The following is a 19350-nucleotide window of genomic DNA, read 5'->3' as shown; positions in this document are numbered from 1 at the left end:
CTTATTAGTAAGGTACCTATTCAACAGGTGTCGTATCCTCAAAAAAACGCAGTACCGCGACCATTCCTATAAAGTTGATAAGTGCATAAACAATAGCAATATCGAGAAATTCAGGGCGTCCCATCAGGTAACCAAGAGCAGCGATAAACAACACTGTTTTTGTGCCAAACATATTGACACCTAAAATACGGTCATACACGGTTGGCGCGATAAACGCTCTTGCTAGCGCTATTGCCATAACAACCAAAATGGCAATACATACCACGGCATAAACTATAGTCATTTGTTTTTACCCCATATGCTAGCGATCTTCTTTTCCATCTCGCCTTCCGTTAGTTCATCAATCGATGACTCTTGCAGCGCATGAACTGTTAATTCGTCATCAACCAAATCCACGGCCAATGTGCCGGGAGTCAGTGTTATGGAATTTGCATAGAGAACACGCTTGTGTCGAGGAACATGTTTCGTTTTTACTTTGGCCAAGGCTGGCGTCAACGTCACTGGTGATCTCCAAATGAGTTGAGTTACCTGAATGCTAGAGCGAATAATTTGTCCGATCAAGAACGGAAGGTAGCGAATAATTTGCAGGCCTGTACCGTTTTGCTGTGTCTCTTTATCAATGTCATCCATGCGCTTTAAGATCACAAGTACGACAGCGACCGATGCGGCGCCGAAACCAAGCATCAAAGGTTGGATGTAGCCTGAAAGCAACAGCCAGAACATTGACAGTAATATTGCCCATTTAGTCAGATACATTAATAAGAACCGATTTCATTATCATGCAAATTATGGCTAGCAGGGATTAATAGACCTGCAAAGCCTTTAGTAACGCGCTTTTGACTTTGTTTCATAAATACTCCTAGCATACGATGCCAAAATCTATTTTCTCGTTTTGGCTCGTCGGCCTCTACATATTAGGATGTCGGTGCGTAAATGATGTAAGGTATTTTCTGCGGTTTTACCGAATAGAAAATCTTTCAGCCCTTTTTGTCCAACACACCCCATGATGACTAAATCAGCTTTTACTTTGTTAGCAATAGATGGAATGTTTTTTTCCGCAGGGCCTATTGTGATGTGGGTATGAGCATCACCTAAATTAAAATTCGTTGTCAGCGATAACAGGTTTTGTTCTGCTTCAGGCTGTTTATTTATTAGAACTTCTTGTTTATCAACAACGTCAAATTCTAATAAGGGCCTTGCAACGGGAATGCTATAAATAATATGTGCTTCATAATTAAAAACATTAGACAGCAGTGCTGTCCACTTTAATACTATATTATTGTAATCTTTTTTCAGCTTTGCTTTTGTTGACAAGTCAACGGCTGCTACGATCACTGGTTTGCTTTTCCATTTGCGATCGCTTGCTATAAATATAGGACATGGAAGTTTTTGCATCAGGAGCGAATCCAATGAAGTGTCAAAAAGGCTTTCTGTTTGATGCCTAGCTTTGACTACAAATTCATACTTCTTTTGCTTACATGCGTTCACCATCCAATCGGCAATATCATCGGTGGCGATTACATCACAAGTTACTTTAGTGTGTTCACCACAAATGTTGGAAGTGTCATCAATCAGAATTTGTTTAGCTTCACTTAGAGCTTGCTGACGTTGGCTTTCGTCTTCAGGATCTAGGTCGGTTAAGAAACGCACGATTTCTAATGTTACATCTAGTGAATCAGCTATACTCTTAGCTTTTTTGATAGGTAAGTTGTCATGTTCGTCTGCAACGACAAGTATTGATTTGCTCACGTGCAAAGCCCCTTAATTAGGATGACGACAAATAATTGGCTCATAATCACACTCCCAAACAATAACAATAACAATAACAATAAAAAGTAAAATTACTCAGTTCTATAGTACTGGGCAAAGGCTTAATGCAGGAACTTCTGAACGCCTTTAACCAGTTGAATAATGGTCGTTTCCTAATCATCTTCAAAGTTAGTACAAAGTTTACTATGAAGAGCAAGCTATGATAGGACAATAGAACTTATTACATTTTATTGATAGTATTTATCTATCACCTGTAGGTGAAATTTACGTGGAATAGGTATTAGAATGGCGCTCAACACCCCGACAATTAAGCAGCTGAAATACTTTGTCAGCCTGGCAGAATCGACTACTTTCCGTGGTGCAGCAGAGCGCCTGAATATCAGCCAGCCGACTCTGACAGCTCAAATCTATAGCTTGGAAAAAACGCTAAATCTAACCTTGATTGAGCGTAGTCGCAGCGGCGCGACCTTAACCCCAGCAGGTAAAGATTTATTGAGTAATGCTCGACAAGTTATTGAGCAAATGCGTGGATTTATGGATCAAGCGGATATGATTAATCGCGGGCCAGGAGGCACATTCCGTGTTGGTGTATCCCCCACGGTTGGGCCCTACTTGCTGCCACATATTTTGCCCGGCCTACAAGATGCCTACTCATCATTGAAACTCTATGTCCGGGAAAATATGCCAAAAAAATTAGAACTCGACCTATTGGAAGGGCGTCTGGATTTGGTAATGATTCCTCTGCCTTTTAGCAACTCCCGCTTGACGACCGAAGTGCTATTTCATGAACCGCTTCAATTAACTATCCCTGAGGATCATCAACTGGCTAAGTTAAAGAAAATCCAAACCCACCACCTCAACGGGCAGAATATACTGACGCTGGAAGAAGAATATAGTAGCTACCACCAAATAGAGTTTTTGTGCAGAGAGTTAGGCGCCAATATTGCCAGAGATTACGAGGGCACCAGCCTGGATGCTTTACGTCAAATGGTGATGATGAAAATGGGAATAACCTTTCTACCCGAGCTTTACATCCATTCTGAAATACACCACCTACAAAATCTGAGCGTTAGAAAAGTAGAGCAATTACAACTCTATCGCACTCATGTCTTGGCATGGCGAATAAATTCGCCCAATCGCAGTTTTTATAGACAATTAGCAGAGCAGATACGCTCATTAGTAAAAACCAATCTAAGTAAAGTCAATTTGGATTTCTGAGGACATGGATTTCGGCAAAATATTTTTACCTGTCAATGTTTCAGTTGTCACATATAAGTACACCTAATGCAGAGAAGTTGTAACGGGCATTTAAAATGTCTTTATTAAATTCATTTAGCTTAAAACTGACAGGTGTTTTTAACAAATAGAATACAAACTTTACTAAAATGAAATAACATACGCTTTGTGCGAATAAATGTTTTACTTATAGAATAGTCATAGGGGGTGGGGCCTTTGCCGCAATGACGGTAAAAAATAATAGGTAAAGTGAATGACCTATTTTGGCACTAAACGGAAATAACTATTTTCAAGTGATCTGACCCCTTGAAGCACGGCGCTCTTTTTCTACTTCTGAGAATGGCACAAAGCTGCCCTTCAATTTCATCTTAAAGCTGATCAAGGTTGTATATTTGTAACGGTGTGTATTAACTACTGTACAAAGACTACTGCTTAAGCAGCATGATCCAGGCGTTTGCGTAATCCGGTAAGTGTTTGTTGGCGGCGTGGTAATCTTGCCAACCAAAGTAACTGTCAACCAACAAGTCGAGTTGGAATAAGTTGTTATCAAAGGCGCCACCGGTATCGGCTAATATCGCTAATTGACTGGTCTGTTGTTGGTTGAGCGGGTAGCTGATCATAATAAGCTTGCCTAAGCCTAAATCGTTGACGTTGCCAGCAAAGGTCACGTGTGGGCGAACCGCGATTTTTTGCTCAATTTTCTCTCCGTAGCCCATGATGCCCGGCACTTCAGCAAAGTACCAATAACGTTTTTGTTCGGTTTTCCCTAACGCATAATCATAGCTAATACCATTGTTACGATGAACATTGAAATAGCGGATTTTGCCATCGACGTCGAGTACTCCAGTGCCTTGCAGTAACACGTCATGCAAAGCATCTTCGCTTAACCATACCAATGGCTTGGCTAAATTTTGTTTATCTAAGGCACCATTGATGATGTCTTGACGGGTATATTTGAAACGGGTCAGTAAGTTTTTCTTTTCTAACGCCTGCTCTTTAGTCATCCCTTGCTCATCAAAGGGTAATGCATACAAGGCTTGATTATGCTGCGCAGTTTTTACCGTGCTGGCCTGTAATCGCTTGGTATAGTATTTGGTGATAAACAGCTTTTCTTCTGGGATTTGTTTTAGGAGTCTTTGTTTGACTTCATTGCTGCTGTTGTCGGCAATGCTGTCAGCTTTGAGTTTGTCTGGGGACCAGCGATAAAAATCAAAGTGCTGTTTTACAAAGTCACTGTCGTGTAAACGGCTTTGTCTGTTTGCTCGCACGTCTTCGCGGTAGACCTTGCAGAGAAACGTTAAGGTTTGCTTAACTCTATCCAGCGTGATGCTTTTATCAAACACCTTACCGGCTTGAATAGCTTGTTTATCAGTCTGACTTAGCTGCGGATCGCTGAGATATTTGTGGGTGTTTTCAGCGACGTAACACAGGTCACTGGTTTTTTGCAGTTGCATTTGTCCAAGCTGTGGATTCGCTTCTAAGACAAACTTGGCGGAGCTGGCAAAACAGCTGGCACTGAATAGACACAGTGCCGTTGCGAAAAACTTTAACACTTATACGATTTCCTGATAAACCCGGTTTGCTTGTTGGTATTCACCCATGTCTTCTAATAGGTGTGCGTAGGTTAGTAAGTCATCCTTGTGCTTTTCAATTTTAAACAAACTGATAAAGGCTTTGTGGGCTTTTTCCGTTTGATTGTCTGCATAACAAATATGCGCCAAGGCACTCAACCACATGATATTTTGCGGGTCTTTTTGTAATATTTTTTGAATAGCGTCAATAATATGTTGCGCATTACTTATCGGTAACTGCTTAACGGCATTGATAAAGCTTGCTGATGACTTGGCATTAATGCGTGGCAAAACCAAGTTCTCAAAGTTTTCGGTCAAGCCATTGGCCATTAATGTGTCGGCGTAGGCGATAATAAGGCCTTCGCTTTGCTTCTCTTTACGAGACAGACCTTTGTAATGCTTACCAACCGCATCGATGCTTTTGCTGCGCGCCAGCTGTTGGTATAGGCCACGGTAGGCGTCAAACTCTAGCGTATATAATACATCGGCATCAGCGTTTTTTTGTTTACGTAAACGTTTAAGGCCTTCGATAGCGGCATCATATTTATCTAAGTCGATATTCACTTCGCAATCTAGGGCTATTAATCGCGCGTCATGGCCAATCAAGGTGTGATGATCATCAAGCAAACGACGGGCTTTATCTAAATGACCAGTTTGCATTTGCAATCGAGCGGCGAGTAATAGGGTTTCAAAACTAAAGTTTTGTTTGGCCGCTGGATGCTCATCAACCAATTGCAGAAAGTTTTGCGTGCTGGCGCTGTCGCCAATTTGGTGACTAGCTTTTGCCGCGAGCAACCAAGCGCTGTTGCTTAGTTCGCTGTTTTCGGCGCTGCTGGCCAAAAGTTTTTCTGCACGCTGGTAATCACCAAGCAAAAATGCCCCCAAACCTTGTTGGAATTCCCGTTTGGCTCTGGCTTTACTGGCAAACAACATTTTGCGCCAAGTGCTAGAGGTTAGGCGAAATCCAAGGCGCACCATCCAATATATCAAGATACCAATAAAGCCGGCGATGACTAACATCAGCAAGGCACTTACAACCGTCATTTCCAGGGTTAGGTCGCCCATGGCGATCAGTATGTAGCCTTTTTCGTCAATAAGAAAAGGCGCTATAGCGATACTAATCAATACCGCGATAACTAACAGAGTTTTTTTCATTAAACGTTACCCTCTGTTGTCTCCGACGCGTTATCTTTCGGTTCATCCTTTGGCTGGCTTGGCGACTTTGTTGACGGTCGTTGATCATAGCTTTTATTATCAAGCATTTTTCGTAACGCTTGTTGCGATTGCATTTGCTGAGGGTAGTCAACATCAACCGGCTTTATACGCAGCTGGGACAAACGCATATTAAACTTCTGCGTCGCAGCCTCAGTCATATCAAAATAATCGTTTAGCCATTGGCTAATATCGTTCATGCTTTCAACGTATAGCTCGCTTTCACCCTTGCTTACTGCCCACTGTGCCAGTTGAAACTTAAGACGCATATTTTGCAGTAAGTTTTGCTCCTGATCTGGGGCCATTAAAGGTTCGACGTTTGCTGTGCGATAGCGCACCGTTATAAATTCGTCTTTGAATTTGCGCCATGATTTGGCCAAGTTTTGTTTCCAGTCGCCAATGTCTTCACTCAGTGCGTTACTTTCGGTCACTTCAATTGGCTCCGGGATTTGCACGGAGGATAATGGCAATTTGTCGACTTGTTGACTGAGCGCCATAAGCGACAAAATAATGTCTTGGCGTTCTAATTTCGGCAATGTTTTCAGTGATTCAATGTCTTGGTGGATCATCTCACGAATAGCCAGTAGTCGTGGGTCTTTTAATTCTTTAATACGGGCATCGGCATCGTGTAATAGGCTGATCGCTGTTTGTGTATCTTTCTCTAACCAAAGTACGCGTCCAGCCATGCGAGTCAAATACTCTGCTTCGGTTATCTGCCAGTTTTGTGGTTGACGCTCAAGCAGTTGTTTTATTTCGCCTTCAAGCTCGGCAATTTTACTTTTATTGCGTTGTTCAAATTGCTCAATGACTTCGCTGACACGCTTTTGCTGTGTGCTTTGTAAATCGGAAATTTGTTTTTGCAGGTGCTGATCCAATTCAGCCAAACTTTGTTTGGTTTGTTGATTCAGTTGTTGGCCTTGTTGTGCCAATGTGGTGTTTTGATATTGATATAAATAGCCTACCGCCGCACCGGCGCCAATGGCCAGTAGCAAGGCTAATACCGCCGTTTTGGAAATGCCTGGCTTGCCAGCATTGCTATTGCTTGCTGTAGGTCGAGTCGGTGATTTTTTAACTGGCGGCGATGTTACTTTTGTTTTGCCTGCGCTAGCAGCTTGCTCAGTTTCTTTTGCAGTCAATTTCTCGCTTGCTTTGCTGGCCTTTTTCGCCGTTGTTTTATCTGCAGCTTTCGGACTCGTCTGTTCAGCAGGTTTTGCATCATTATTGCTGCTCAGGTTTGATTTTGCCTGTGCTGCTATTTTTGCCGCGTCTGCTGCGCTAACCGTCTTATTTTGTTGTTTGTTATCGGCTGTAGGCTGCTTTTTGTCGTCTTTTTCAGTCATGCTAGTTTTCCATTAACTGTGCTTTTATGCTCGCCAGAATGTGTTGATGACTTGCTCCCTGGCAATTGATGACCTTGGTTAAACCAAGGGCATGGGCATTTTGTCGTGTGCGTTCACTGACTACCAACCAGGTACATTGATTGGCAAAGTGCAAATCATCAATGAGCGCAAACAGCTTTTCAAGAATTTGAGTGGATGTCACTACAATACAATTAATTTGTTGTTTTCGCCATTTTTCAATGGTTTGCTCTGCATTTAGCGGCAACCAATGGCGTTTATATACTTCATTATAGGTGACAATTGCGCCGCGATTAGTCAACTCTTGCGCAAGATGCTCTCGACCACCATTACCACGCACAATCATAACCCGTTTATCTTTAACGTGTTGCAGTGCCACAAGCTGCAGTAAACCTTCACTGGTTTCTCGCTCAGGCACGCCAATATTGCTAAAACCACGGTGCTGCAATTGCTTGGCTGTTGCGTAACCGACGGCAAATACCTGTGTGCAGCTCAGCATCTCAATGGTTATGGTTTTTAAGGCGTACTCAACAGCCGCTGGGCTGACAAAAATAATAATATCAGCGGCGATGTCACTAAACTGGCTATGATAAGTCAACGCCTGCTCAGACGCAGCGTATTCAAATAAAGGGCAAATTTCGATGTGGTTGACGATCGGAGCTAGCACAGTCGCTAGCTCCTGAGATTTGGGTTGAGGCCTGGTAAGCAGGATATTAAGCGGATTAGTCGCCATAAACCTGCTTGAGGATTTTCTCAGCGCCTTTATCAAGCAGACGTTGCGCCAATTGTTGGCCTAATACTTCGCCTTGCTCGATATGACCCGATATTTCATCGTGTAAAATCGTGCTACCGTCAGTGGCGCCGACAAGGCCACGCAAATACAAGTGCTCGCCTTCTATCGTTGCGTAACTGCCAATCGGTACCTGACAACCACCTTGAAGTTTTCTATTCATGGCGCGTTCGGCAATAACGCGGTGACGCGTTTCGCTGTGCTCAAGTGGTGCCAACAACGCTTTGACACGTTCATCTTGGTTGCGACATTCGATACCAACGGCACCTTGACCATTGGCAGGCAACATCACTTCTGGTTCAATAAACTCACGGATACGCTCTGGCATCTCTAAGCGAATTAAGCCTGCTGCTGCAAGAATGATGGCATCATATTGACCATCATCAAGCTTTGCTAAGCGAGTATTTACGTTACCGCGCAGATCGCGCACTTGCAGATCTGGACGCATGGCTTTGATTTGGCATTGGCGACGCAAACTTGAGGTGCCAACGACGGCACCTTGTGGTAGCTCGGCAAAACTGTTGATGCTGTTAGAAACAAAAGCATCACGTGGATCTTCACGTTCACAGATAACGTTTAGGCCTAAACCTTCAGGGAACTCAACCGGCACATCTTTCATGGAGTGCACGGCGATGTCGGCACGGCCTTCGAGCATGGCCACTTCGAGTTCTTTGACAAACAAGCCTTTGCCGCCCACTTTTGACAGTGGCGAGTCAAGAATAATGTCGCCCTTGGTCACCATAGGCAACAGTTCGACGGTAAGCTCTGGGTGAAAGTGTTCCAGTCGTGCTTTTACATATTCTGCCTGCCACATGGCTAAAGCACTTTTACGAGTGGCAATTTTTAACGTTTGTTCAGTCATGACCTTGGTCTTTATGTTGTGGCAATTATTGTGCAGCCAGAGTGACGGTTGCATCCGCTTGAACGCTGACCGCGTTTGATAAGAATTGCCAGAATTCATCACCGCCACGTTTGTCTACCCATTGCTCGTCAGTATAAGCAAAATGGTGACCATTAAATTTGGTCGCGACCCAAATTTCATGCAGCGGTGCTTGTTTGTTAATGATAATTTTTGTGCCATTTACAAAGGCTAAAGTTAACAGCCCACCGGCAGACTCGTAATCGATATCATGATCACATTCATCTATGGCTTCTTCTACCGCGAGCAAGAGTTCATCGGCCATTAGGTTGTACTGGCTGTCGTTCATCTGGAAACCTTATTTATTGTCAAGTCGGACATATTTTCATTATACCAATGATTAATTTGGTAATTGAACGCTAAAATCACAATTTTTAACGCTTTTTTGGCTTGGTATTTTAGCGGTTAAGTGCGATTATAATGCTATTATCTCATCAATGCGATCAATAAAATGCTTAATAAAAAACTGTTAGTTATTGTATTAACCTCGCTTACATTTACCTTGGCGGCTTGTGGCCAGAAAGGGCCATTGTATGAAGAACAGCCAGAAGCGAGCAATAAACAGCAAGAACAAGAGCAACCGGAAGCAAAATCCTAACGGTTTTGTGACACACACGGCGGCTCTCAACAGTTATTACAAGCAGTTAATTTTCAGGATTTAAAGCGTGGATTTTTTCAATCGTCAAGACGATGTTTTGTATGCGGAACAATGTTCAGTCAAAGACTTGGCTGGCAAATATCAAACTCCCTTATATGTCTATTCTCGAGCAACCATAGAGCGTCATTGGCACGCCTTTGATCAAGCTGCTGCGGCAACAGAACACTTAATTTGTTATGCGGTAAAAGCCAGCTCTAATATTGCTATTCTAAATGTGTTAGCTCGTTTAGGAAGCGGTTTTGATATCGTCTCTAAAGGTGAGTTGGCGCGAGTCATACAAGCTGGTGGCGATCCCGCTAAAGTGGTGTTTTCTGGTGTTGGTAAAAAAGCCGATGAAATAGCCTATGCGTTAGAAAAGGGCATCCATTGCTTCAATGTAGAATCGGAAGCAGAGTTATCTCGTATTAATGACGTTGCTGGGAAAATGGGCTTGAAAGCGCCAATTTCATTGCGCGTTAATCCAGATGTCGATGCGGGCACGCACCCGTATATCTCGACAGGCTTAAAAGACAACAAGTTTGGTATTGCCATTGATTCTGCCATCGAGGTCTATCAAAAAGCTGCGGCGATGCCACATTTAGTTATCAAAGGTGTCGATTGCCATATTGGTTCACAGCTTACCGAAGTGCAGCCATTCCTTGATGCACTTGACCGAGTATTGTTATTGGTTGATAGCCTAGCGCAGCACGGTATTAAATTAAGCCATCTTGATGTTGGTGGTGGTTTAGGTGTGCCTTATCAAGGTGAAACACCACCACATCCGAGTGAATATGCCAAAGCCATTGCTGATAAGATGCAAGGCTATGATTTGCAGCTGATTTATGAACCAGGACGAGCAATTATGGCCAATGCCGGCATTCTGGTTACCGAAGTTGAATTTTTAAAAACCAATGAAGACAAACATTTTGCTATCGTCGATGGTGCGATGAATGATTTAATACGTCCTTCGTTATATCAGGCGTGGCAGGAAATCGTGCCAGTACAAAACAATCACTCGGTAGAAGAAAAATTGTATGATGTGGTTGGTCCGGTTTGTGAAACCGGTGATTTTCTTGGTAAAGAGCGTAGCTTGGCAATTTCTGCCGGCGACCTGCTTGCTGTTCGCAGCGCTGGTGCTTATGGTTTTACCATGAGCTCGAATTATAATTCTCGTCCGCGCGTGGCTGAAGTCATGGTCGACGGTGATCAACATCACTTGATTCGCCAACGAGAAAGCATTGAGTCCCTTTGGATGGGTGAACAGGTCTTGCCATAGAGCAAGCTGACGAGTAGACCTTTACATGTTAATGAATTTTTCTAAAATGCACGGTTTAGGTAACGACTTCTTAGTATTGGATAACGTTACCCAAAACATCTTTTTGTCGAATGAGCAAATTCGCCGTCTGGCGGATCGCAATTTTGGCGTAGGCTTTGATCAACTGTTGATTGTTGAGCCACCATATGACCCGGATTTAGACTTTCATTATCGCATTTATAATGCCGATGGCAGTGAAGTGAATCAATGTGGTAACGGTGCCCGTTGTTTTGCCCGCTTCGTGAAAATGAAAGGCCTAACCAATAAAAACAAAGTCAAAGTATCAACCGCTTCCGGTAAAATGACCTTGCACATTGAGCGTGATGGACAAGTGACGGTGACCATGCCTGTGCCAGAACTTGAGCCGGCAAAAATCCCCTTCAATGCGCAAAAAGTTGAAGGCACTTATATTATTCGCACAGAGCAGCAAACCGTATTATGCGGCACTGTTTCTATGGGCAACCCTCATTGCGTACTTACCGTCGATTCGGTGCAAGATGCGCCGGTTGGCACCTTAGGTGCTGAGTTGGCAGTGCATGAACGTTTCCCCGAAGGCGCGAATATTGGTTTCATGGAAGTTGTCTCACCAAAGCACATTAAATTGCGCGTATACGAACGTGGTGCGGCAGAGACATTAGCCTGTGGTAGTGGTGCATGTGGTGCTGTCGTTGTTGGCATAACGCAAAAGAAACTTGCTAATAACGTGACCGTTGAACTGCCTGGTGGCAAACTTAAAATATTCTGGAAAGGCCCAGGCCACCCGGTAAAAATGACCGGTCCTGCAGATCATGTTTTTGACGGCCATTTACATCTTTAAAACCGAATCTTGGATACCATTTTGAATAACAACAATAATACTGATATCAATGTGAACGAAGAAACCCAACTGCTTAATGATGAGTTGATCGCCACTTACTTACAAGATAACCCAGATTTTTTCGCACGCAATCCGCAATTGCTGGCGTCAATTCGTTTTAGCGATAACAAGCGTGGCGTGGTCTCATTAGTAGAGCGCCAACAACAAATTCAGCGCCAAAAAATTCATGCGTTAGAAGAAGAAATTACCCAATTGTTGACGGTTGCCAATTACAACGAGCAATTATTCACGGTCTATAACGACTTGTATTTGAGTTTGATTGAAAGCCCAGATTTGTCTGACTTTCTAAGTAAACTGCAATTAACCACGACGCAACTACTTAATCTTGCTGGCTTTAAACTGTATTTGACCAACAAAGATTTTGAGATTGGTCATCCAACTATCGTTAAAACCGACTGCTCTGACATCCTTGAAAATCGCCTTGGTGATAAAGAATATTACTTTGGTCGTATCCAAAAATCAGAACAAGAGAGCGTGTTTGCATCAACAGACGTCGGCTCAGTAGTATTGGTGAAATTAACGGAGCGTGAAAAGGTGCTTGGTTTTATCGCCATCAGTTCACAAGATGCCGAACATTTTCATCCAACAATGGATACCCTGTTATTAAACCAATTTCGCACATTGATTGCTAAACTATTAATACAACAGTTATTAAAAGTAGGTTTATAACGGTGCGATTCTACAAAAGGTTGTCATCGTTCAAGGCGATTAGCTTTGATTTAGATGACACTCTTTATGACAACCATCCTGTAATAACCAAAGCTGAGGCTGAACTGCAGTCGCATTTGCAACAGATTGCGCCAGAGTGTGCCAATTTGGGCCGTGAGTTTTGGTGGCAACATCGGAACGTCTGTTTAACCAATCAGCCTGAGTTATGTCACGACGTCACTGCGCTGCGCTTAGCCTGTATGCAAGCGGGTATTGAAGCCCTTGGTTACAGTGAGCTAGAGGCAAAGCAAAAAGCGCAAAGTGCGTTTGATTACTTTTTAAGTCATCGTAATAATCTGCAAGTGCCAGATCGAGTAAAAGCACTGTTGCACGGCTTAAGCGAAAAGTACCCATTAGTGGCCATCTCAAACGGTAATGTCAGTATCGAAGAGATCGGTATCAGTGACTATTTCAGTCACAGCTTTTTTGCCGGTGACGGTAATTTGCAAAAACCAGAAGCGGATATGTTTGAGCAGGCGAGTCAAGCCTTGTCGATTGAGCGCAAAGATTTGCTGCATATTGGTGATTGCACCCATGCCGATATTTACGGTGCGCTGTCAGCGGGTTGCCAAACAATTTGGATCAACAACGATGAATTTGGCATTCGTAAAAAGCCATTGAAAGTGTTACCAAATGCCGAATTCGACCATGTTGAACAGCTGGCGATGTTTTATTAATTGGCCAATTGTTCATCTTATCTACAGCTATACTTCCATTTAACCTATAATTCCGGTTAATCAACCAATTTATGTTGCGCCTTAAAGGCAAACGATTTTTAATGGTTTGATTACTCTTTGCATACAAAATCAGATAATTAAATGAAAATAACAAGCCTAATTTTTACTGTAATGGCCCTTGTTAGTCATGCATCAATTGCCGCAGACCAAGATTTTGGTCGTAAAATTGACATCGACTCAAGCGTTGTTAGTGAACATAAAACCAAGGTTAATGGTGAGCGTTTTGAGTACACCGCAACCACAGGTACACAGCCGGTATGGAATGACAATGGTGACGCTGTTGCCACCTTGTACTACACCTATTATCAACGTGATGACGTTAAAGACAGAGCATCAAGACCTTTATTAATCTCTTTTAATGGTGGTCCAGGCTCAGCGTCGGTATGGATGCACGTCGCATATACCGGTCCACGCGTGTTAAATGTCGATGATGAAGGTTATCCGTTACAACCGTATGGGGTGAAAACCAACCCATATTCAGTACTAGATACCGCAGATATCGTGTTTGTGAACCCAGTTAATACGGGCTATTCGCGCGTGCTACCAAATAAAGACGGTAAAATGCCGACAAAAGAAGAACAACAGAAAATGTTCTTTGGCGTTAATGCCGATGTTAAATATTTGGCTGATTGGGTAAATACCTTTGTTACCCGCAATAATCGCTGGCGCTCACCTAAATATCTGATTGGTGAAAGCTATGGTACAACCCGTGTATCAGGTTTGGCACTAGAGCTGCAGAATCGCCAATGGATGTACCTAAATGGTGTGGTGTTGGTATCACCGACTGACATTGGTATCGACCGTAAAGGTCCGGTCAAAGCAGCCAACCGTTTACCTTACTTTGCGGCAACGGCGTGGTATCACAAAGCCTTAGCTGACAAGTATCAAAACATGGACTTATTGGAGTTCTTACCTGAAGTTGAAGACTTCACCATTAATGAATATTTACCGGCATTGGCGATGGGCGGTTTTATCTCGCCTGAACATAAAGCGCGTATTGCCGCGAAAGTTGCCGAATACGCCGGTCTTAGTGAGCAAGTAGTATTGCGCTCTAACTTAGATGTCGATACTCGCTTTTTCTGGAAAGAGTTATTGCGCGATCGCGGTCAAACCGTTGGCCGACTTGATTCTCGTTACTTAGGTATCGACAAGAAAGATGTTGGTGACAGCCCAGATTACAACGCCGAGCTGACTTCATGGTTGCACTCATTTACGCCTGCTATTAATTACTATATCCGCGAAGAGTTGAACTATAAAACCGACGTTAAATACAATATGTTTGGTAATGTTCACCCTTGGGATCGTAACAACAATAACACCGGTGAAAACTTGCGCCAAGCGATGGCACAAAACCCATATCTAAATGTTATGGTGCAAGCTGGCTATTACGATGGCGCGACCAATTACTTTGATGCCAAATATACCATGTGGCAGCTCGACCCAAGTTCTAAGATGAAGCAGCGTTTGAGCTTTAAAGGCTACCGCAGCGGTCACATGATGTACTTGCGTCATGATGACTTAAAGCAATCTAATGACGACTTACGTCAATTTATTAAAGACTCCATTCCAGCGAAAGAGCAGGCCGCTAAGTACTAAATGGCCATGGTTTGCAGTCTAATAAAACAATGATAAGGGAGCATTAGCTCCCCTTTTTAATGATTTTTAATTTTTTACTGTTTTTACATACAGTGACTGCGTTATACTAAAGCAAAATCTTATTGGCATTGGCAAAATATCAGCACTATGGATGTATCAGAACTCCTCGATTCGTTAAATGATAAGCAACGGGAAGCGGTTGCTGCACCGAGTAAAAACTTATTGGTATTGGCCGGTGCCGGGTCGGGTAAAACTCGAGTATTAGTGCATCGTATCGCTTGGTTAATGCAAGTCGAAGACGTATCCTCACACAGTATATTGGCAGTAACCTTTACCAACAAAGCCGCAGCAGAAATGCGTGGTCGTGTTGAGCAAGCGGTTGGCGGTAATGTTCATGGCATGTGGGTTGGTACTTTCCATGGTTTGGCTCATCGTTTATTGCGCATGCACTTTCAAGAAGCAAAATTACCACAAAGCTTTCAGGTACTTGATTCTGATGATCAGCTGAGATTGATCAAGCGAGTGATTCGTTCGTTACAGCTCGATGAGAAGAAGTGGCCGGCGAAACAAGCAATGTGGTACATCAATGGCAAAAAAGATGAAGGCTTACGTCCTAAGCACATTGATAACCAATATGATCCAACAGAAGCCACCTACATTAAGATTTATCAAGTGTATCAAGAGACCTGTGATCGCGCCGGTTTAGTTGATTTCGCTGAGTTACTATTACGCGCTCATGAGTTATGGTTAAATAACCCAATTTTGCTTGAGCATTATCAACAACGATTCACCCGTATCTTGGTCGACGAATTCCAAGATACCAATGCCATTCAATATGCCTGGTTAAGTTTGCTTGGGCAAAAACACGGCAACATGATGATTGTTGGCGATGATGACCAATCCATTTACGGTTGGCGTGGTGCACGTATTGAGAACATCCAAAGCTTCAGTAAAGACTTTGACGCCGAAACCATTCGTCTTGAGCAAAATTATCGTTCGACAAAAAATATTCTTAATGCCGCTAATGCACTAATCGATAACAATAACAATCGCTTAGGTAAAGATTTGTGGACTGACGGCGTTGATGGTGAAGCCATTTCTGTGTACACCGCTTTTAATGAATTAGATGAAGCTCGATTTGTTGCCTCACGCATAAAACAATGGGTTGAAGAGGGCAATAGCCTAGATGACGTCGCCTTACTGTATCGTTCAAATGCGCAATCGCGCTTACTTGAAGAAGCGTTATTGCAGGGGCAGATCCCATATCGCATTTACGGCGGTTTGCGCTTCTTCGAACGCCAAGAAATTAAAGATGCATTGGCCTATCTGCGACTGATCAACAATCGTAATGACGATGCCTCATTTGAGCGAATTATTAATACCCCAACCCGCGGCATTGGTAATAAGGCGTTGACCTACATTCGTGATGCGGCGCGCAGTCATGGTGCGACGCTCTGGGATGCCTGTCGCCATTTGTTGAAACACGATGAATTAAGTGGTCGAGCAAAGAACGCCGTACAAGGCTTTGTTGAGTTAATTGACCAACTCGAAGACGACATTATCGAGCTTAACCTTGATGAGCAGGCGAAAAAAGTCATTCACTATACTGGCTTGCATGCAATGTATCAGGCGGAAAAAGGTGAACGTGCTGCCGCGCGTATCGAAAACCTTAATGAACTGGTGACCGCTTGCTCAACATTTGAGGTGAACGATGAGGTTGAAGACATGACGCCTTTAACAGCGTTTTTAACCCATGCAGCGTTGGAAGCGGGTGAGTCGCAAGCCGATGAATACGAAGCCGCGGTGCAACTAATGACTTTACACTCCGCCAAAGGCTTGGAGTTTCCAATGGTGTTTATGGTGGGTATGGAAGAGGGCATGTTTCCGTCACAACAATCGGCTGAAGACATTGTCCGTCTCGAGGAAGAGCGCCGTTTATGTTATGTCGGGATGACCCGTGCCATGCAAAAGCTGTTTTTAACCCATGCGGAAACACGTCGCTTATACGGTCAAGAAAAGTATCATCGCCAAAGTCGATTCTTAAAAGAAATACCGGATCAATTTCTGCAAGAAATTCGTATGCGCAACCAAGTCAGTAAGCCGAAAACCACCGGCCGTTTTAGCAATACCATTAGCTTAGAAACATTTGAAAATACCGGCTTTAAACTTGGCCAACGTGTAAAGCACAACAAGTTTGGTGAAGGGGTGGTATTGAATTTTGAAGGCGCAGGTAAGCAAGCTCGAGTGCAGGTTAACTTTGAGCAATCGGGCAGTAAATGGTTGGTTGTCGCCTACGCAAACCTACAAGCGATATAGTCAATTAGGGCTAAGCACCTAGCAGTGTTTAGCCTTTGTTATTACCCACTTGCAATCCTTATTGTTTTATTAACATAATGAGCCTCTGATGGATCAGAACTCAATTTATTGGCATTCTGATCTCACTAGGAATAATAATAATTAGGTTTTAAAACAAGGATAAAATATGGAACACGAACACAAGGACGAGACTAAGTCTTCGTCACCTGCGTTAATGAGCCTGTCACCGGTGGACTTTCGTTTTCACGGCAAATCAAAAGAATTTTTCGGCATTTGGATCGTCAATGTCCTGCTCAGTATTATTACTTTGGGGATATATTCTGCTTGGGCCAAAGTTCGTACCTTTCGTTACCTGTATGGTAGTACCGAATTAGATGGTCATCGTTTTAACTACTTAGCTGAGCCAATGCAGATCCTTAAAGGGCGCATACTGGCGGTGATTTTGTTCGCCGCGTATTACTGGCTAAGTATGCAGTCACCTGAATTTATGTTTGGTTTTATGGCGGTGATGGTGTTTTTAACGCCGTTTCTAATTTGCTCAAGTTTGCGTTTTAAAATGCGCATGACCAGTTATCGTAATGTGCGTTTCGATTACACCGGCACCTATTGGCAAACTTTGCTGTATTTTGTGGTGTTGCCATTTGCGTCGATATTTACCTTGTATCTGGCAATGCCGTGGGTATTGAAGAATATGGATCAATACATAGTCAATAACACCAAATACGGCAACAAAGCATTTAGTACCGAATTGTCTGGCGAAATATATTTTGTCGCCAGTTTTATCTCGGGTATTTTATTTGCCATCATTTTTGCTGTGGCAATGTTTGTGATTAGCACCGTGACACCAGATGCCAGTGTCAGCGAGCAAGCGATGAGTATCATGACGTTTGCTACGTTTGCCGTATACCTGTTGGCGTTTACCATTGTGCGTGCCTTCTATAAGGCTCGTGTACGTAACCATATTTTTGAAAGTACCTTCTTGCAAGGCGTTGCTAACTTTAGCTCTACTTTTAGCTTTAATGGCCTGTGCTATATCTATCTAACCAATATCATTGCTTTAATCTGTAGCTTTGGCTTGGCTTATCCTTGGACCAAAATCCGTATGGTTAACTATGCCATCGATAACACCGGCATCATGGCGGTAGACAACCGTAGCGAAGTCATTGATGAAATTGGCGAACAAACCACCGCTATTGGTGATGAAGTTGCCAATGTTTTTGATGTTGATGTTGCGTTAGGTTAACGATGCAATTGCACGGCAACGGTAAATTAATGAGTCGCGGACAGGATGCTGTGCGCGACGTTAAGGTACGCATTGAAGATGAGCAATTATTTATCTTAGATGCGAACAATAGCGAGACGATTTATCAAAGCGAATATCAAAACCTGAAGGTATCACAGCCGCTTGGCAGCATTCCTTGTGATGTGCTGTTGAGTGATGGCAATCACATTAGCTTGGATAGAGACGATCCAGTGTGCCGTTTTTTACTCGAGCAAAAAAACAGCGTATTTCACCTGGTTGATAAACTCGAACGTAGCAAGCGATATTGGCTGCCGGCGCTTGTTTTGGTGCCGATATTATTTTATCTGTTGATAAATGTTGTGGTACCAGGCGCGGCGCGTTCGGTGGCGCATATTTTACCGGTGTCGTTCTTACACAATGTTGACCAAGAGTCGATAGAGTTTATTGCCGAACACGTTCTTGATGAAACTGAAATCAGCGAGCAAACACAGCGGCTTATAAGCGATGATTTTGATTATATGTTGCAGCGATTGCAGCTGAATCAATACCCTTATGATTTGCGCTTTTACAAAAGTGAAGCGTTTGGTGCAAATGCCTTTGCTTTACCTGGTGGCACCATCGTTGTTACTGATGACTTGGTTAATTTATTTGCAGAACAACCGCAAGTTATCTCGGCGATATTGTTGCATGAAATTGCTCATGTTGAACATCGTCATGGTATGCAAGCGATGGCTGAATCGTTAGCGACCACCTTGTTGTTATCGTATTTCTTTGGTGATCTACAAGGCATGGCTGAATTATTCTCGGGTACCGCATTAACGGTAATTCAGAATAACTTTTCTCGTGACTTAGAAGCCGAAGCCGATGACTTTGCCCTTGAAGGACTAGACCGACTGGATCGCTCGGCGGATGATTTTGCTAAAGCGATGCAAGGCTTATTTGAGCAACAGGGCGATGCTGCTGATGAGGATAACTTGGGCAAGTACTTCAGTACTCACCCAGCATTAATCGAACGTATTAATAAGGCCAAACGCGCCGCTGAAAAACAAACCTATTAGCGTTTAG

At 43.2% G+C, this 19350-nt stretch carries 19 protein-coding genes; 10 read left to right on the top strand and 9 right to left on the bottom strand.

Annotated features, from left to right (window positions below):
* Positions 1-16: 16 nt before the first annotated feature.
* From HII16_RS06930 to HII16_RS17115, 3 genes are all read right to left on the bottom strand, one after another.
* On the bottom strand, positions 17-283 hold the full coding sequence (locus tag HII16_RS06930) for a monovalent cation/H+ antiporter complex subunit F (RefSeq protein WP_169128722.1): 267 nt from the start codon (positions 281-283) through the stop codon (positions 17-19).
* Positions 280-723: a Na+/H+ antiporter subunit E gene (locus HII16_RS06925; protein ID WP_169128720.1), complete on the bottom strand. Its 444-nt coding sequence runs from the start codon at positions 721-723 to the stop codon at positions 280-282. The genes HII16_RS06930 and HII16_RS06925 overlap by 4 nt, the downstream gene beginning before the upstream one ends.
* A 156-nt stretch (positions 724-879) precedes the next feature.
* Entirely contained in the window at positions 880-1749 is an 870-nt protein-coding gene (locus HII16_RS17115; RefSeq protein WP_169128718.1) for a universal stress protein, read from the bottom strand.
* A 306-nt stretch (positions 1750-2055) separates the two neighbouring features.
* Between HII16_RS17115 and HII16_RS06915 the strand changes: the two genes are divergently transcribed.
* The gene (locus tag HII16_RS06915) at positions 2056-2988 is read left to right on the top strand and encodes a hydrogen peroxide-inducible genes activator (RefSeq protein WP_169128717.1); all 933 of its coding nucleotides are present in this window, start codon (positions 2056-2058) and stop codon (positions 2986-2988) included.
* Between the two features lie 443 nt (positions 2989-3431).
* Here the strand turns inward: HII16_RS06915 and HII16_RS06910 are convergent, their stop codons facing one another.
* The 6 genes from HII16_RS06910 to cyaY are packed head-to-tail and all read right to left on the bottom strand — an operon-like array spanning position 3432 to position 9145.
* Positions 3432-4559, bottom strand: coding sequence for an MltA domain-containing protein (locus tag HII16_RS06910; protein WP_169128715.1), 1128 nt, complete (start codon positions 4557-4559; stop codon positions 3432-3434).
* Positions 4560-5732 (bottom strand): heme biosynthesis HemY N-terminal domain-containing protein, encoded by a 1173-nt coding sequence (locus tag HII16_RS06905; protein WP_169128713.1) that lies wholly within the window; start codon positions 5730-5732, stop codon positions 4560-4562.
* Positions 5732-7129 carry a uroporphyrinogen-III C-methyltransferase gene (locus HII16_RS06900; RefSeq protein WP_169128711.1) on the bottom strand — a complete coding sequence of 466 codons (1398 nt, stop codon included), beginning with the start codon at positions 7127-7129 and terminating at the stop codon, positions 5732-5734. The genes HII16_RS06905 and HII16_RS06900 overlap by 1 nt, the downstream gene beginning before the upstream one ends.
* A gap of 1 nt (position 7130) precedes the next feature.
* Positions 7131-7814: a uroporphyrinogen-III synthase gene (locus HII16_RS06895; protein ID WP_169128709.1), complete on the bottom strand. Its 684-nt coding sequence runs from the start codon at positions 7812-7814 to the stop codon at positions 7131-7133.
* 55 nt (positions 7815-7869) lie between these two features.
* Positions 7870-8799: a hydroxymethylbilane synthase gene (gene hemC, locus HII16_RS06890; protein ID WP_169128707.1), complete on the bottom strand. Its 930-nt coding sequence runs from the start codon at positions 8797-8799 to the stop codon at positions 7870-7872.
* A gap of 25 nt (positions 8800-8824) precedes the next feature.
* Positions 8825-9145, bottom strand: a complete 321-nt coding sequence (gene cyaY, locus HII16_RS06885) for an iron donor protein CyaY (RefSeq protein ID WP_169128705.1) — start codon at positions 9143-9145, stop codon at positions 8825-8827.
* A 162-nt stretch (positions 9146-9307) separates the two neighbouring features.
* Between cyaY and HII16_RS06880 the strand changes: the two genes are divergently transcribed.
* From HII16_RS06880 to HII16_RS06840, 9 genes are all read left to right on the top strand, one after another.
* A complete protein-coding gene (locus HII16_RS06880; RefSeq protein WP_169128703.1) occupies positions 9308-9454 on the top strand; it encodes a lipoprotein in 147 nt (48 codons plus the stop codon).
* A gap of 67 nt (positions 9455-9521) precedes the next feature.
* Entirely contained in the window at positions 9522-10769 is a 1248-nt protein-coding gene (lysA, locus tag HII16_RS06875; RefSeq protein ID WP_169128701.1) for a diaminopimelate decarboxylase, read from the top strand.
* Positions 10770-10794: 25 nt separating this feature from the next.
* Entirely contained in the window at positions 10795-11625 is an 831-nt protein-coding gene (dapF, locus tag HII16_RS06870; RefSeq protein ID WP_169128699.1) for a diaminopimelate epimerase, read from the top strand.
* Positions 11626-11646: 21 nt separating this feature from the next.
* On the top strand, positions 11647-12354 hold the full coding sequence (locus tag HII16_RS06865; RefSeq protein WP_211183438.1) for a DUF484 family protein: 708 nt from the start codon (positions 11647-11649) through the stop codon (positions 12352-12354).
* 2 nt (positions 12355-12356) lie between these two features.
* Positions 12357-13070: an HAD-IA family hydrolase gene (locus tag HII16_RS06860; protein WP_169128697.1), complete on the top strand. Its 714-nt coding sequence runs from the start codon at positions 12357-12359 to the stop codon at positions 13068-13070.
* A gap of 141 nt (positions 13071-13211) precedes the next feature.
* Positions 13212-14726: a carboxypeptidase gene (locus tag HII16_RS06855; RefSeq protein ID WP_169128695.1), complete on the top strand. Its 1515-nt coding sequence runs from the start codon at positions 13212-13214 to the stop codon at positions 14724-14726.
* Between the two features lie 147 nt (positions 14727-14873).
* On the top strand, positions 14874-17042 hold the full coding sequence (uvrD, locus tag HII16_RS06850; RefSeq protein WP_169128693.1) for a DNA helicase II: 2169 nt from the start codon (positions 14874-14876) through the stop codon (positions 17040-17042).
* Positions 17043-17208: 166 nt separating this feature from the next.
* The gene (locus tag HII16_RS06845) at positions 17209-18285 is read left to right on the top strand and encodes a YjgN family protein (RefSeq protein WP_169128691.1); all 1077 of its coding nucleotides are present in this window, start codon (positions 17209-17211) and stop codon (positions 18283-18285) included.
* 2 nt (positions 18286-18287) lie between these two features.
* Complete coding sequence (locus HII16_RS06840) at positions 18288-19343, top strand: M48 family metallopeptidase (protein WP_169128689.1); 1056 nt, start codon at positions 18288-18290, stop codon at positions 19341-19343.
* The last annotated feature ends 7 nt before the right edge of the window (positions 19344-19350 follow it).

This window comes from Thalassotalea sp. Y01, assembly GCF_012932945.1.
Taxonomy (GTDB): Bacteria; Pseudomonadota; Gammaproteobacteria; order Enterobacterales; family Alteromonadaceae; genus Thalassotalea_A.
The sequence above is the reverse complement of the archived record's forward strand: the minus strand, read 5'-3'. Positions and strand labels throughout refer to the sequence as shown.

What these genes read in the sequence shown, in the direction of transcription:
- HII16_RS06900 (WP_169128711.1), bottom strand. Translation starts at nt 7,129, where the DNA reads ATGACTGAAAAAGACGACAAAAAGCAGCCTACAGCCGATAACAAACAA.
- hemC (WP_169128707.1), bottom strand. Translation starts at nt 8,799, where the DNA reads ATGACTGAACAAACGTTAAAAATTGCCACTCGTAAAAGTGCTTTAGCC.
- dapF (WP_169128699.1), top strand. Translation starts at nt 10,795, where the DNA reads ATGTTAATGAATTTTTCTAAAATGCACGGTTTAGGTAACGACTTCTTA.
- uvrD (WP_169128693.1), top strand. Translation starts at nt 14,874, where the DNA reads ATGGATGTATCAGAACTCCTCGATTCGTTAAATGATAAGCAACGGGAA.
- HII16_RS06915 (WP_169128717.1), top strand. Translation starts at nt 2,056, where the DNA reads ATGGCGCTCAACACCCCGACAATTAAGCAGCTGAAATACTTTGTCAGC.
- cyaY (WP_169128705.1), bottom strand. Translation starts at nt 9,145, where the DNA reads ATGAACGACAGCCAGTACAACCTAATGGCCGATGAACTCTTGCTCGCG.
- HII16_RS06930 (WP_169128722.1), bottom strand. Translation starts at nt 283, where the DNA reads ATGACTATAGTTTATGCCGTGGTATGTATTGCCATTTTGGTTGTTATG.
- HII16_RS06880 (WP_169128703.1), top strand. Translation starts at nt 9,308, where the DNA reads ATGCTTAATAAAAAACTGTTAGTTATTGTATTAACCTCGCTTACATTT.
- HII16_RS06855 (WP_169128695.1), top strand. Translation starts at nt 13,212, where the DNA reads ATGAAAATAACAAGCCTAATTTTTACTGTAATGGCCCTTGTTAGTCAT.
- HII16_RS06925 (WP_169128720.1), bottom strand. Translation starts at nt 723, where the DNA reads ATGTTCTGGCTGTTGCTTTCAGGCTACATCCAACCTTTGATGCTTGGT.
- HII16_RS06845 (WP_169128691.1), top strand. Translation starts at nt 17,209, where the DNA reads ATGGAACACGAACACAAGGACGAGACTAAGTCTTCGTCACCTGCGTTA.
- HII16_RS06840 (WP_169128689.1), top strand. Translation starts at nt 18,288, where the DNA reads ATGCAATTGCACGGCAACGGTAAATTAATGAGTCGCGGACAGGATGCT.
- HII16_RS06905 (WP_169128713.1), bottom strand. Translation starts at nt 5,732, where the DNA reads ATGAAAAAAACTCTGTTAGTTATCGCGGTATTGATTAGTATCGCTATA.